The following is a 13,213-nucleotide window of genomic DNA, read 5'->3' as shown; positions in this document are numbered from 1 at the left end:
CGCGGAAGGCGCCGATGGGCACCGCTCAATGCTCTTGCAGATCGAGCTGCGGAGATCTCGCCGGCGCGGCGGCCGCGGCAAAGCGCAGGCGCATCGTCGTGCCGCAGCCGGGCGCGGAAGCAACGATCAGCTCCCCGCCATGGGCCGCCATGATCTCGCGGACGATCGACAGGCCGAGACCGGCGCCTTCACCTGCGGCACTCCCGGTCTGAAACGGCTCGGTCAGCCTGTGTTCGGCGCCACCGGGCAGGCCGGCACCATCATCGTGAATCGACACGCCATCGCAGCCGATCGTGGCGACGATGCGCCGCGCGCCATGGGCGTGGATGAGCGCGTTGCCGACGAGATTGGCAAGTGCACTGCGGATCGCAGCGTCCACGCCCTGCACCACGAATGGACCCCTTCCATCGTGCTCCAGCGCAAGCTCGATCCCGGCGTCCAGCGCCGACGGGCTGAAATCGGCCAGCACGTCCAGCGTGATCTGGGCAAGATCGATCGGCCGCTTCTCGATCGCATGATTTTGCAATCGTGCCAGGTCCAGCATGGCCGAGACCAGCGAGGTCAGCCGGCGGACGTCGCGCACCAGCTCGGCCTTCAGGGTCGGATCAGGCACATCGTCGATCTTGGCGCGCAGCAGCGTCAGTGGCGTGCGGAGCTGATGGGCGGCATTGCCGAGGAAGCGGCGCTGCATCCTGATATAGGCGTCGATCTCGGCGAAAGCGCGGTTCAGCGCCTCCACCAGGGGCTTCAACTCGCGAGGGACCTCGGACAGCGATATCAAACCTTGTGGCGCCGAAGGATCGATCGCGAGCGCGCGGCGTGCCACCCGCTCGATGCCGCGCGAGACGAAACGGGCGGCCAGCGCTGAACCGATCGCGACGGTCGCCGCAAAGGCCAGCGCCACCAGGGTGATCGAAAAGATCCTGTTGATAAGGAAGTTCCCGGCCATTCGTCCGAAGCGGACCTGAGGCTCGCCGACCATCGTCGTGAGCTGCAAGGAGCCCCTTTGCGCAACGGCGAGACAGAACGTGCTCTTTTGGTCGTGTGTGCTGAAGACGGACAGGCCGACCGGCCCGCGATAGGGAAAGGCGAAGGGGAGAGGCGGCCGGTGCTCGCCACCGTACTCGCTGACGAGATCGCCCATGGACACGACGTACCAGAGGTTTGGACTATCCGCCTTCAATTCCTCGAGGGCGGGAGTCGGACGTATCGTCAGGTTTTGCCCATCGATATCTGTGGCACGATCGAGAACGGCGGCCACGACCCGGCAGGCCCTGAACTCGCGTTCCTCCAGCGGGTACCTCGAGACGAAGATCACGACCATGATCACGAAGATCGTCGTCGCAGCGATGCCGAGCGACAGCGCAAAGGTCCTAGCGATCGACTTCATTGCGGCGTCGCCAGCCGCAGGATGTAGCCGATGCCCCGCATGCTGCGGATCTCGACGTCGCCGCCGAGCTCGGCCAGTTTCTTGCGCAGGCGCGAGACCTGTGCCTCGAGCGTGTTGGACTCGATCTCGTCGTCGAAGCCGTAGATCTCCTCGATCAGCGCGGCGCGGGTGATGACGCGGTCGCGCCGCATCAGCAGCGCCCCCAGGATCAGCGCCTCGCGCCGGCGCAGCAGGATCCTGGTGTCGGCGACGACCGCCTCGTTGCTGCCGAGGTGCAGCTCGACGTTGCCGAGCGACAGCACCGATGGAGCGAGCGGCCGGGGCCGGCGCAGCACCGCACGCACCCGCGCAAGCAGCTCCTGCGGCTCGAACGGCTTGCCGAGATAGTCGTCCGCGCCGCCGTTGAGCCCTTCGACGACATCTTCCTTGGCATCCTTGGACGTCAGCATGATGATTGCGGGCCGTTTCGGTGATTGGCTCAGCGCCGTGACCACCTGGAGTGCATCTCCGTCGGGCAGCATCCGGTCGACGATCGCCAGATCATACTTGAAATTGTCCAGTGCCTGGCGGGCATCGGCGATCGAGCCGACGAGGTCGACGATGCCGTGCAATTGCCCGAGCAGCCGGCTGACATAGGCACCGATCTGTGGTTCGTCTTCGATCACGAGGGAGCGCACGCGGCTCGTCCTTGACTCTGCTGGGTAACAAACCCTGACCGTGACGCTCCCTGGCCGAATTCTGACGTTTCGGCTCGTGCGCGAGGGTTCCCTTTAAGGCAGCGAGCTTGGCGAATAAAAGGCAGGAACGGGTGAGCGCGCGGGCATGGCCGGTCAAGTTTTGAGCGCGTGATCGCGGCCGTGCAATGTTGGGGCAATCTTGATCCGGTGACGCGCCTTGTTGGCGCCGGACGTATCCCCGAGGCATGGATCGCTCCTTGCAATCTTGGGGCAATTTTGCCGGACCAGATGCTGTGGCTCCTAACCACATCAGTCGACTCGGCCTGCAAGGCCGGTCCGGGGCCCCGCAATGAATGATTTCGAAGAAGCCGCTCTCCGCCTCACGGCGATTATGCGGCGGACGACCGCCTGTCTCGCCACGCTCGGTGCGATCATGGCAACTGCGCCATCAGTATCGGCGCAGACCGCGTTCACGCTGCCAGCGCCGCCATTCGAGCTGCCGATGCTGCCCTCGCCATCCGGAAACTGGACCGTCATGGTTGGCATCGGCGGCGAATACAGGCCTGACTTCGTGGGATCGAACAACGGGAAGTTTGTTCCGATCCCGATCTTCTCCATCCGCCGCGCCGGATCGATCGACCAGTTCCGTGGACCGCGCGACAGTGCCAGCATTGCGCTGCTCGACATCGGCAATTTTCGCGCGGGCCCCGCGTTCAAATACGTCGCCTCGCGCAAGAGCAGCAAGTATGCGGAGCTGACCGGGCTCGGCGACGTCAAGGCCGCCTATGAGCTCGGCGGCTTCGTCGAGTACTATCCGGTCGACTGGCTGCGCCTGCGCAGCGAGTTGCGCCAGGGCATGGGCGGTCATACCGGCACCGTGGCGGATGTTTCTGCGGACGTCATCGTGCCGCTGATTCAAAGGCTCACGATCTCCGCCGGCCCGCGCTTCACCTGGAAGAGCACCAAGGCCACCGCGCCGTATTTCGGCATCGATGCCGTGCAGGCGCTGGCATCGGGGTTGCCGACATACAATGCCAGGGGCGGCGCGCACTCGGTCGGCTTCGGCAGCCAGATCTCCTACCGCATCAATCCGCAGTGGGAGGTCCACGCCTATGTCGAATACGAGAAGCTGCTCGGCGATGCCGCGGATAGCCCGCTGGTGAAGCTGCGGGGATCCTCGAACCAGACCACCGTCGGTCTCGGTGCGTCCTATTCGTTCGATTTCAGGATCCGATAGACCATGCGCGGCAAGATCATAATTCTCGCCTGCGCGATCGCTTGCGTCGCGCTCGGCGCCGCCGCGGCGTTCGAGACGCGTGCGGGCCGGCTCCAAGCGATCAAGACCGTCGGCATCATCTCGGCCATCGGCGAGGAGATCAGCCTGACGCGAGCCGGCCTGACCGGGCTCGACAACGTCGCGCAGACCGCCTCGATCAGCGCATGGGGGCTGGACGAGCTGATCGTCCAGCAGGCGACGAAGCTGCTGAGCGGACGGTTTCATGTGCAGCCGGTCAGCTACCGCCGCGCGGCCTTTGCCGCGATCAGGGATTCGGCGGTCGCGCCCGTCAATCTCTTGCGCAGCGATCCATTCAAGGAGCTGGTTCGCAGCGATGTCACGCCGCAGGGACTGGATGCGTATATCGTCATCACCCGGGCGAGATCGAAGCTCGGCAACGGCCGCAACGTCGAGGGCGTCGGGCTCGCCGAATATCGGACGCTGCTTGCGGATTACGGGCTGATCCACGCCCTGTACGAGGTTCGCCTCATCGAGGGCAAGTCGTTCGACGTGATCGAGAAGCGAGCGGCCGCGCCGCTCGACAACACCGGAACGGTGCGGATCGCCGGCCCGAGCGGGCCGATCGAAGCGACGTTCGACGGGGCGGGTTCGAGCGAACGGCTGCGCGCAGCGATCGCGGACCTCATCGCCCGCAGCCTGCCGCTCACGCTGGGCGACATGCACCTGATCGAGGGCCAGTGACGGTTCTGTTTTGATGCGTTTTCTTGAGGCGAACCGGTATCCACTTCGCTCGAAAGCGCTCTAGGTCACCGGCGCCGGATTGAACAGCGTGAGGTCGTTGTGGATGCCCCAGCGGTCCGACCACGGCTTGGTGCGGCCAGAGGCGACGTCGAGGATCAGGCGGAACAGGTCCCAGCCGGTCTCCTCGATGGTCTTCTCGCCGGTTGCGATCTTGCCGGCATCGAAATCGATCAGGTCCTTCCAGCGCCGCGCGAGCTCGCTGCGCGTTGCGACCTTGATCACCGGTGCTGCCGCAAGGCCGTAAGGCGTGCCGCGGCCGGTGGTGAAGACTTGTAGCGTCATGCCGGAGGCGAGCTGGAGCGTGCCGCAGATGAAGTCAGAGGCGGGCGTCGCGGCGAACAGCATGCCCTTTTGCGTCGCCTTCTCGCCGGGCGAGAGCACGCCGGTGATGGCGGAGGAGCCGGACTTGACGATCGAGCCCAGCGACTTCTCGACGATGTTGGCAAGGCCGCCCTTCTTGTTGCCGGGCGTGGTGTTGGCGCTGCGGTCGGCGCCACCGCGGGCGAGATAGGAATCGTACCAGGCCATTTCGCGCACCAGCGCGCGGCCGACGTCCTCGTTGATGGCGCGCCGGGTGAGCAGCTGGATCGCGTCGCGCACCTCGGTGACCTCCGAGAACATCACGGTGGCGCCGGCGCGCACCAGGAGGTCTGCGGCGAAACCGACGGCGGGATTGGCAGTGACGCCGGAGAAGGCATCGCTGCCGCCGCATTGCAGCCCGATCACGAGATCGGACGCCGGGCAGGTCTCGCGCTTGCGGGTGTTGAGCACCTTCAGCCGCGCCTCGGCCTGGGTCATGATCGCCTCGACGATCGCGCCAAAGCCGTCGAAAGCCTCGTCCTGCATGCGGACGATGGCGTTATCCACGCCTTCCGGCACCAGGCGTTCCGGCGCGAGCTTCTCGCAGCCGAGGCCGACCACCAAAATCTCGCCGCCGAAATTCGGATTGAGCGCGAGGTTCTGCAGGGTGCGGATCGGCACCACCGCGTCGGGCGCGGTGATGGCGACGCCGCAGCCATAGGCGTGCGTCAGCGGCACGACGTCGTCGACGTTGGGATATTTCGGCAGCAGCTCGGCGCGGATGCGCTTGACCGCATATTCCATCGTGCCCTTGACGCATTGCACGGAGGAGGAGATGCCGAGGATGTTCTTGGTGCCGACCGAGCCGTCCGGATTGCGATAGCCCTCGAAGGTGAAGCCTTCGAGCGGCGGCAGCGGTGCCGGTACGGCGGTCGAGATTTCGAGCTTGTCGAGCGCAGGAGCGTCCGGCATGCGGATGCGCGCCTCGTCCACCCATTCGCCGGCCAGGATCGGCGACAGCGCGTAGCCGATGATCTCGCCATAACGGACGATCGGTTCGCCTTCCGCGATGTCGACCAGCGCGGTCTTGTGTCCCTGCGGCACGAAGGCGCGCAGCGTCAGGCCGCTGGCAAAGCGCGCGCCAGCGGGTAGCCCGAAATCATTGACCACGATCGCGACATTGTCGCGCTCGTTGAGCTTGATGTAGCGGGGCTGCTCTTTCGCTGCGACGTCCTGGTCCATCTACGCCTGCCTCAAGAACGGAAGAAGTTTCGTTCACCTCTCCCCGGAGGGGAGAGGTGGGCACCTGCGCCGCGGCACGAACATCGCTCGTCAGCCCGGGAACGTATAAGCCGTCTTCACCGTGGTGTAGAACTCACGCGCGTAGGAGCCCTGCTCGCGGGCGCCATAGCTCGAGCCCTTCCGGCCGCCGAACGGCACGTGATAGTCGACGCCGGCGGTCGGCAAATTGACCATCACCATGCCGGACTCGCTGTTGCGCTTGTAATGCGAGGCGTATTTCAGGCTGGTGGTGCAGATGCCGGAGGCGAGGCCGAACTCGGTATCGTTGGAGATGGCGAGCGCCTCTTCGTAATTCTTGGCACGAATGACGGCGGCGACCGGGCCAAAAATCTCCTCGCGCGCGATGCGCATGTTGTTGTTGGCCTCGGTGAACAGCGCTGGCTGCAGGTAGTGGCCGGGGTTCTCGCGCTTCAGCAGCTCGCCGCCGAACGCGAGCTTGGCACCTTCGTCCTGGCCGATCTTGATGTAGCGCAGGTCCTGGTCGAGCTGGTTCTGGTCCACCACGGGACCGATATGCACGCCGGCCTTGAGCGCATCGTCGACGGACAGGCTGTTCAGGCGCTCGGCCATGGCGGCGACGAAGCGGTCGTGGATGCCTTCGGTCACGATCAGGCGAGACGAGGCGGTGCAGCGCTGGCCGGTCGAGAAATAGGCGCCGTTGACGGCGACCTCGACCGCGGTCTTGAGGTCGGCGTCGTCGAGCACCACCAGCGGGTTCTTGCCGCCCATCTCGAGCTGGAACTTCTTCATGGGGTTCGAGAGCACGCAGGCCTGCGCGATCTTGCGTCCGGTCTGCACCGAGCCGGTAAAGGAGATCGCTGCTACGTCCGGATGCTCGAGCAGGGTCTGGCCGACCACCGAGCCGGAGCCGACCACGAGGTTGAACACGCCGGCGGGAATGCCGGAACGGGTGATGATCTCGGCGAGCGCATGTCCGGAGCCCGGCACCAGCTCGGCCGGCTTGAACACCACCGTGTTGCCGTAGCAGAGCGCGGGCGCGATCTTCCAGGCAGGAATCGCGATCGGGAAATTCCAGGGTGTGATCATGCCGACGACGCCGACCGGCTCGCGGGTGAGCTCGACGTCGAGGCCGGGACGCACCGAGGCGCCCTTCTCCCCGATCAGGCGCAGCGCCTCGCCGGCAAAGAACGCGAAGATCTGGCCGGCGCGCGCGACCTCGCCGATGCCTTCCGGCAGGGTCTTGCCTTCCTCGCGGGCGAGCAGGCGGCCGAGCTCTTCCTTGCGGGCGAGGATTTCAGTCGAAATCTTGTTCAGCGCGTCGTAGCGCACCTGCGGGGTCGACTGCGCCCAGGCGGGGAAGGCGGCCTTGGCGGCGGCGATGGCCTTCTCGGTCTGCGCCTTGTCGGCCTTGGCGTATTCGCCGACGAGATCGTTGGTGTTGGAGGGGTTGATGTTCCTGGTGACGCCGGAGCCGTCGACCCATTCGCCGCCGATGAAGTTCTTCAGGATCGCTGTCATCTTTTTCCTCCAGGGGAACGTTTCTAACGCACGAGGCAGGGACGCTTGTCGTCAAACGTCCAGCCGGGGATCAAGTCCTGCATGGCCATAGCGTCATCCCGCCCCCCAAGTCCATGCTTCTTGTAGAGCTCGTGCGCGGCCTCGATGGCGGCGCGGTCGATCTCGATGCCGAGCCCGGGGCGGTCCGGGACGGCGATCTTGCCGCCCTTGATCTGAAGCGGCTCCTTCGTCAGCGCCTGGCCGTCCTGCCAGATCCAGTGCGTGTCGATCGCGGTGACCTTGCCGGGAGCGGCGGCGCCGACATGGGTGAACATGGCGAGGGAAATGTCGAAATGGTTGTTGGAGTGCGAGCCCCAGGTCAGGCCGTTGTCACGGCAGGTCTGGGCCACGCGCACCGAGCCTTGCATCGTCCAGAAATGGGGATCGGCCAGCGGGATGTCCACGGCCCCGAGCCGCAGCGCATGGGAGAGCTGCCGCCAGTCCGTGGCGATCATGTTGGTGGCCGTCGGCAGGCCGGTGGCACGGCGGAACTCGGCCATGATCTCGCGGCCGGAGAAGCCGGCCTCGGCGCCGCAGGGGTCCTCGGCATAGGCGAGGATGCCGTGCATGCCCTTGCAGAGGCTGATCGCCTCATCCAGCGACCAGGCACCGTTCGGGTCGAGCGTCACGCGTGCGTTCGGGAAACGCTTTGCGATGGCCGTGACGGCCTCGATCTCCTGCTCGCCGCGGAGCACGCCGCCCTTGAGTTTGAAGTCGGCGAAGCCGTAATGGTCGTGGGTAGCCTCTGCGAGCCGCACCACGGCCTCGGGCGTCATCGCCTCCTGGTGGCGCAGGTTGAACCAGTCGGGCTTGCCGGTCTCGCCGGTGACATAGTCGAGCTTCGACTTGCGGCGGTCGCCGACGAAGAAGAGATAGCCGAGTGTCTCGACGCTGGTGCGCTGCTGACCTTCGCCGAGCAGGGCTGCGACAGGCAGACCCAGATGCTGGCCGAGCAGGTCGAGCAGCGCGGCCTCAACGGCGGTGACCGCATGGATCATCACGCGAAGATCAAAAGTCTGCTTGCCGCGCCCGCCGGCGTCGCGGTCGGCGAAGGCGGTGCGGATGTCGGCCAGGATGTTGTTCATCGCACCGACCGTCTTGCCGATCACGAGGTCGCGGGCGTCCTGCAGCGTCTGCCAGATCTTCTGCCCGCCCGGCACCTCGCCGACGCCGGTGTGGCCGGCATTGTCGGTGAGCATGACGATGTTGCGGGTGAAGAACGGCGCATGCGCGCCGCTCAGGTTGAGGAGCATGCTGTCGCGGCCCGCGACCGGAATGATCTGCATCGCCGTGATAACAGGTGCGCCGGCGACTGACACGCCGGCGACTGACGCGCCGGGAATCTCGGTCTGGGCCATTGCACGCTCCTCCCTGTTGTCCAGTTATTCTGCAGCCTGTTGTGACGATCGTGCGGCGGGCAGCTTCTGCACCAGCGCGGTCAGCTCCGCCAACTCCTGCTCGGTGAGATCGGTCAGCGGCGGACGGACCGGGCCGGAATCGCGGCCGATCACCTTCATGCCGGCCTTGATGATCGAAACCGCGTAACCCTTCTTGCGGTTGCGGATCGCGATCAGCGGCAGGATGAAATCCTTCAGGCCGGCCTGGATCGTGGCGTGGTCGCGCTTGCGCACCGCGGCGTAGAAGTTGGTGGCGAATTCCGGCACGAAGTTGAACACGGCCGAGGAATAGGTCGTCACGCCCATGTCGAGATAGGGCAGCGCGAAGGTCTCGGCGGTCGGCAGGCCGCCGACATAGGTGAGGCGGTCGCCGAGCTTGGTGTAGACGCGGGTCATCAGCTCGATGTCGCCGATGCCGTCCTTGTAGCCGACGAGGTTCGGGCAGCGCTCGGCAAGGCGCGCGAGCGTGTCGGGCTGCAGGATGGCGTTATCGCGGTTGTAGACGATGACGCCGATCTTCACGGCGGCGCAGACGGCCTCGACATGGGCGGCAAGGCCTTCCTGCTCGGAATGGGTGAGGTAGGGCGGCAGGAGCAGGAGGCCATCGGCGCCGGCCTTTTCCGCACCGATCGCGATCTCGCGGGCGACGGCGGTGCCGTAGCCGGTGCCGGCGAGCACGGGCACGCGGCCCTTGGTCTCGTCGACGGCGACCTTGACGACCTCAGGAACCTCCGATGGCGTCAGCGAGAAGAACTCGCCGGTGCCGCCGGCGGCGAAGAGACCTGCGACCTCATAGCCGCACAGCCAGTCCATGTTGGCGCGGTAGGTCGCCTCGTCGAAGGTATAGTCAGCCTTGAACGGCGTGACGGGGAAGGACAGGAGGCCCGATCCGATCTTCTGGGCCATTTCCTGCGGGGTCATCTTGCTCATGGGCGCTCCCTTGTCGTGTTGCGGAGGACGCAAGCAGAAGCCGCACGTCCATGCGCCGTGGTTTAGGAGACGGTTCGATGCGCGTCCAAGCCAAAGCCTATATCGACCGATGCGGATTGAGCATCAATCCTCCGCCAGCTCCGCGGAGGACAATTCGCCGGCGATTTTGACCAGCGCCGACAGCAGCGGGTTCTCGTCCTCGCGCCGCCACACCATGAACAGCTCGACGGGCACGCGGGTGCGCAGCTTCAGAGGACGCAGGCGGACGTCGGAGATCTTCAGGCTCGCTGCCGCCGCCGGCACGATGGCAAGGCCGAGGCCGGCGCGCACCATGGCGAGGATCGAGTGGATCTGGCTGAGATGCTGGACGTAGCGCGGCAGCACGTCGGCGCGGGTGAACAGCGCCACCAGGAGGTCGTGGAAGTAGCGGCTCTCATAGGGCGAATACATCACGAAGGGCTGGTCGTCGAAATCCTTGATGGTGATGCCGTCTGCGTTTGCCAGCGGATGCTTCTTCGGGATCGCCGCGAGCAGCGGCTCGGCGACGACGCGGCGGCTGGCAAGCTCGGGCCGCGCGATCGGCGGCCGCAGCAGCCCGGCATCGATCTGGCCGGAAGTCAGCGCCTCGAACTGGTCGCCCGACACCATCTCCTTCAGGGAGAAGTCCACCTCTGGCAGCTTGGCGCGACAGGCGGCGATGAGCTCGGGCAGGAAGCCATAGGCCGCGGCCGCGGTGAAGCCGATCTTGAGCGAGCCGGTCTTGCCGAGCGCGATGCGACGGGCGACCTGCGAGGCGCTTTCGGCAAGCTTGAGGATGCGCCGCGCCTCCGGCAGGAAGCTGCGCCCGGCCGGGGTCAGACGCACCGAGCGGCTGGTTCGCTCGAGCAGCGGCGCGTCGATGATGTGCTCGAGCACCTGGATCTGCCGGGATAGCGGCGGCTGCGTCATGTTCAGCCGCGCGGCGGCGCGGCCGAAATGCAATTCCTCCGCCACCGTGACGAAACAGCGGAGCTGGTTGAGGTCGAACATCGATACATGCCTTAGATGGATAAGGCGTTTCCCTGGCATTTCTAGCATCGATCACCCCCAAAACAAAGACGGCGGCTTTGGGGGCCGCCGTTGAGTTGCCTGGTCAAGCTCCTACGGGAGCCCTCAGGAGGAACAGTCTGATGCGCGACCGCCTCACGTCCGCTGCGGACACCACTGCGCTCATTGCGCGCCTCTCTCAAATCTCGCCCGTTTCCCCGACACGAGTCCTAGAGGCGCGCGCGGCGGAGTGTCCAAGTTCAAGGCAGCATCGATCGATGCCGTTTTTGGATTGATGGAACGGCAGGAGTGGCGGCACGATGCCGGCGCGTGAGAGAGGGTGATGCGGCGAGATGATTCCACCCACACCGCTGTCATTCCCCGCGAAGGCGGGGAATCCAGTACGCCGCGGCGTCTCGATTCAATCACTGCTGCCGCGGAGTACTGGGCGGTTTCGCCCGGTCAAGCCGGGCGATGACAGTGAGGGTGTGGGAAGTGCACGCCACAAAACTCGTCATTGCGAGCCCAGCGAAGCAATCCAGAATCTTTCGGAGGAGGGACTCTGGATTGCTTCGCTGCGCTCGCAATGACTGTGGAGAGGGCCGCGTTTGCTTCTACTGCTGTGCGCTGGGCAGCAACCGCGGCAAAAATCCGCGCGTCACGTTCGGCGGCACGGCATCCAGCCCGAGCGCGGCGCTCGCCGCTGGCAGTGCCGCATCGGCCATCGCGGCGTGGCCCTCGGCGCTCGGATGCACTGCGCCGCCATAGACGGCGGAGAGCACGCCCCAGGTCGCGTCGTGAATGTCGGTCGGCTGGCTCGCCGCCGGCAGGCCTTGCGGATAGGTCATGGCGGCGAAATAGCTGTCGTTGGCGTCCCGGATCCAGCGTGCGCGGGGCAGGTAGGCGCGGTACTCCGAGGCGCCGCGGCCGCACAGCATCGGCTGACTCGCCGCGCTGACGATATCGGGATCGAAGCTCTGGCCGTTCTCGGCAAAGCAGCTGCGGTCGAATTCGGGATCGTTGCCGGAACGGGCGCAGAAGCCGTGGTCGGCGAACGCGGCCTGGTGGGCGTCGACGAACGTCATGCGGTCGGCTTCGGGATCGCGGCACAGCGCGCCGCGGGTGCAGGTGGCGAGCCCCTTCAGCTGTGGCAGGAATTCGGCGTCGACGAAGGCGGAGACGCGGGCGAGACGCTGCGGATCGGTGTTGAAGGACGGGTGGATGTCGAAGCCGGCCCGGCCGCCGCGGCAGGGCGCCCCTCCGTCCGCGAGCGCTGGATTGGCGTAGGAGACGTAGACCACGTGCGAGAGGTCGCCGCCGACCAGCGGCTTCAGCGCCTCGCGCAGCTTGACGAAGCTCTGCGGCAGTTCGCGCTGGAGCGCATCGCGGGAATCCTCGACGCTCGCCATCACGCCGGAGCGGCGGAACAGCGCGCGCTCTGTCGCAGTGTCGACGATGACGTCCGCGACGAGACCGGAGAAATAGACGTCGTTGGCGCCGACCGAGAGCAGCACGAGATCGAGCGTGCGCTCGGGCTGGCGCTTCCTCGCCGCGGTGACGGCTTCCCGCAGCTCGGCGACTTGCGCATTCACGCTGGTGCTGCAGACGCCGGTCTTGCCGGGTGGGCATTCGCGGGCGCGCTGGGAGCCGAGCAGTCCGTCGCCGATGCTGGCACCGGTGCAGGCGAGCGGCAGGAAGGTCACGGCGATGTGGGTGTAGCGCACCGCGAGCGCCAGCGCGGTGCGCGCCTGATAGCTGTAGAGCGATCGATGGCACGGCGCATTGAACCAGAGCGCGCTGTAGCGTTGCCAGTTGGCGAGCGTGTCCGGCGCCTCGCAGGCGCGGCCGCCCTTGAAGCCGTGGCGGCTCGGCCGGTAGTACTGCGCGCTGGCGGTGCCGAGATAGGAGCGGAAGCAGAATCCTTCGTCCGACAGCGCCAGCGGCCGGTCCGGGTTGCCTTCGCCGGAAGCGATGCTGTCGCCCAGACCGGCGATGAAGATGTCGCGGACCTGGATCTCGGTCTGGACCCGCTGGGTCGGATCGGAGCCGGCGGAGACATCGACGGTCGCGACCGTCGGCTTGCCGTAGCGGACGCGCAAATTGATCGGCTCGGCGCAGTCGAAGGTCGAGGTCTGCGGCCCGTCGCCGTCATCGAAAGACCAGGCGCAGGTGGCGCCGACCGGCACCGCGCCGGTCAGGCGCACCGTGACCGGATGGTCGATCGGCGTGATGTAGTTCTCTTTGACATTGTCGCGGGTGCAGGGCTGGTTGACCCGGCCCTGCAGGTCGATGCAGAGCCGGTTGACCATGTTGCGGGCCCAGCCGCGGCCCTCGCTCTGGAGCTCCAGGGATTGCTCGGCGGCGAGAATGCTGCGGTTACGCGCGTTCTCGACATGGAGCAGGAAGTCGCGCTCCTCGCGGAATAGCCGGAAGCGGTTACGCACCTCCCAGCTGATCTGCATGGTGCCGGCGTCCTGCGCGGCGGCACGCTCGGGCAAAGCAAGGATGCCGGCAAGCAGCACGGCGCCGGCCGAGAGGGTGCGAAGGAATACGGAAATCATGGCCCGCGTCTTCAACGGCAAAGTTGAGGCGGAAATAAGAGAGGATTGCGCCCCGGCCTGCAACCTTTGCCTGA

The 13,213-nt window shown here is 66.2% G+C and carries 10 protein-coding genes; 2 read left to right on the top strand and 8 right to left on the bottom strand.

Features of this window, described 5'->3' with window-relative positions:
- Nucleotides 1–25: 25 nt before the first annotated feature.
- A complete protein-coding gene (locus HZZ13_RS25450) occupies nucleotides 26–1,390 on the bottom strand; it encodes a sensor histidine kinase (protein WP_197962249.1) in 1,365 nt (454 codons plus the stop codon).
- Nucleotides 1,387–2,067: a response regulator transcription factor gene (locus HZZ13_RS37425; RefSeq protein WP_197962248.1), complete on the bottom strand. Its 681-nt coding sequence runs from the start codon at nucleotides 2,065–2,067 to the stop codon at nucleotides 1,387–1,389. The genes HZZ13_RS25450 and HZZ13_RS37425 overlap by 4 nt, the downstream gene beginning before the upstream one ends.
- A gap of 349 nt (nucleotides 2,068–2,416) precedes the next feature.
- Here HZZ13_RS37425 and HZZ13_RS25440 point away from each other — a divergent pair, with 349 nt between their 5' ends.
- Both HZZ13_RS25440 and HZZ13_RS25435 read left to right on the top strand, forming a co-directional pair.
- Complete coding sequence (locus tag HZZ13_RS25440; protein WP_197962247.1) at nucleotides 2,417–3,304, top strand: MipA/OmpV family protein; 888 nt, start codon at nucleotides 2,417–2,419, stop codon at nucleotides 3,302–3,304.
- A gap of 3 nt (nucleotides 3,305–3,307) precedes the next feature.
- On the top strand, nucleotides 3,308–4,045 hold the full coding sequence (locus HZZ13_RS25435) for a hypothetical protein (protein ID WP_197962246.1): 738 nt from the start codon (nucleotides 3,308–3,310) through the stop codon (nucleotides 4,043–4,045).
- Nucleotides 4,046–4,105: 60 nt separating this feature from the next.
- Here the strand turns inward: HZZ13_RS25435 and garD are convergent, their stop codons facing one another.
- The 6 genes from garD to HZZ13_RS25405 form a co-directional block, all read right to left on the bottom strand.
- Nucleotides 4,106–5,647, bottom strand: a complete 1,542-nt coding sequence (gene garD, locus HZZ13_RS25430) for a galactarate dehydratase (protein WP_197962245.1) — start codon at nucleotides 5,645–5,647, stop codon at nucleotides 4,106–4,108.
- Between the two features lie 90 nt (nucleotides 5,648–5,737).
- On the bottom strand, nucleotides 5,738–7,186 hold the full coding sequence (locus HZZ13_RS25425; RefSeq protein ID WP_197962244.1) for an aldehyde dehydrogenase family protein: 1,449 nt from the start codon (nucleotides 7,184–7,186) through the stop codon (nucleotides 5,738–5,740).
- A gap of 23 nt (nucleotides 7,187–7,209) precedes the next feature.
- On the bottom strand, nucleotides 7,210–8,583 hold the full coding sequence (gene gudD / locus HZZ13_RS25420; protein ID WP_197962243.1) for a glucarate dehydratase: 1,374 nt from the start codon (nucleotides 8,581–8,583) through the stop codon (nucleotides 7,210–7,212).
- A gap of 24 nt (nucleotides 8,584–8,607) precedes the next feature.
- Nucleotides 8,608–9,552 (bottom strand): 5-dehydro-4-deoxyglucarate dehydratase, encoded by a 945-nt coding sequence (kdgD, locus tag HZZ13_RS25415; protein WP_197962242.1) that lies wholly within the window; start codon nucleotides 9,550–9,552, stop codon nucleotides 8,608–8,610.
- 123 nt (nucleotides 9,553–9,675) lie between these two features.
- On the bottom strand, nucleotides 9,676–10,581 hold the full coding sequence (locus HZZ13_RS25410; RefSeq protein ID WP_197962241.1) for a LysR family transcriptional regulator: 906 nt from the start codon (nucleotides 10,579–10,581) through the stop codon (nucleotides 9,676–9,678).
- Between the two features lie 611 nt (nucleotides 10,582–11,192).
- A complete protein-coding gene (locus tag HZZ13_RS25405; protein WP_197962240.1) occupies nucleotides 11,193–13,139 on the bottom strand; it encodes an SGNH/GDSL hydrolase family protein in 1,947 nt (648 codons plus the stop codon).
- Nucleotides 13,140–13,213: the final 74 nt, after the last annotated feature.

This window comes from Bradyrhizobium agreste (genome assembly GCF_016031625.1).
Classification (GTDB): domain Bacteria; phylum Pseudomonadota; class Alphaproteobacteria; order Rhizobiales; family Xanthobacteraceae; genus Bradyrhizobium; species Bradyrhizobium agreste.
This window is presented reverse-complemented; position numbering and strand designations above follow the sequence as displayed.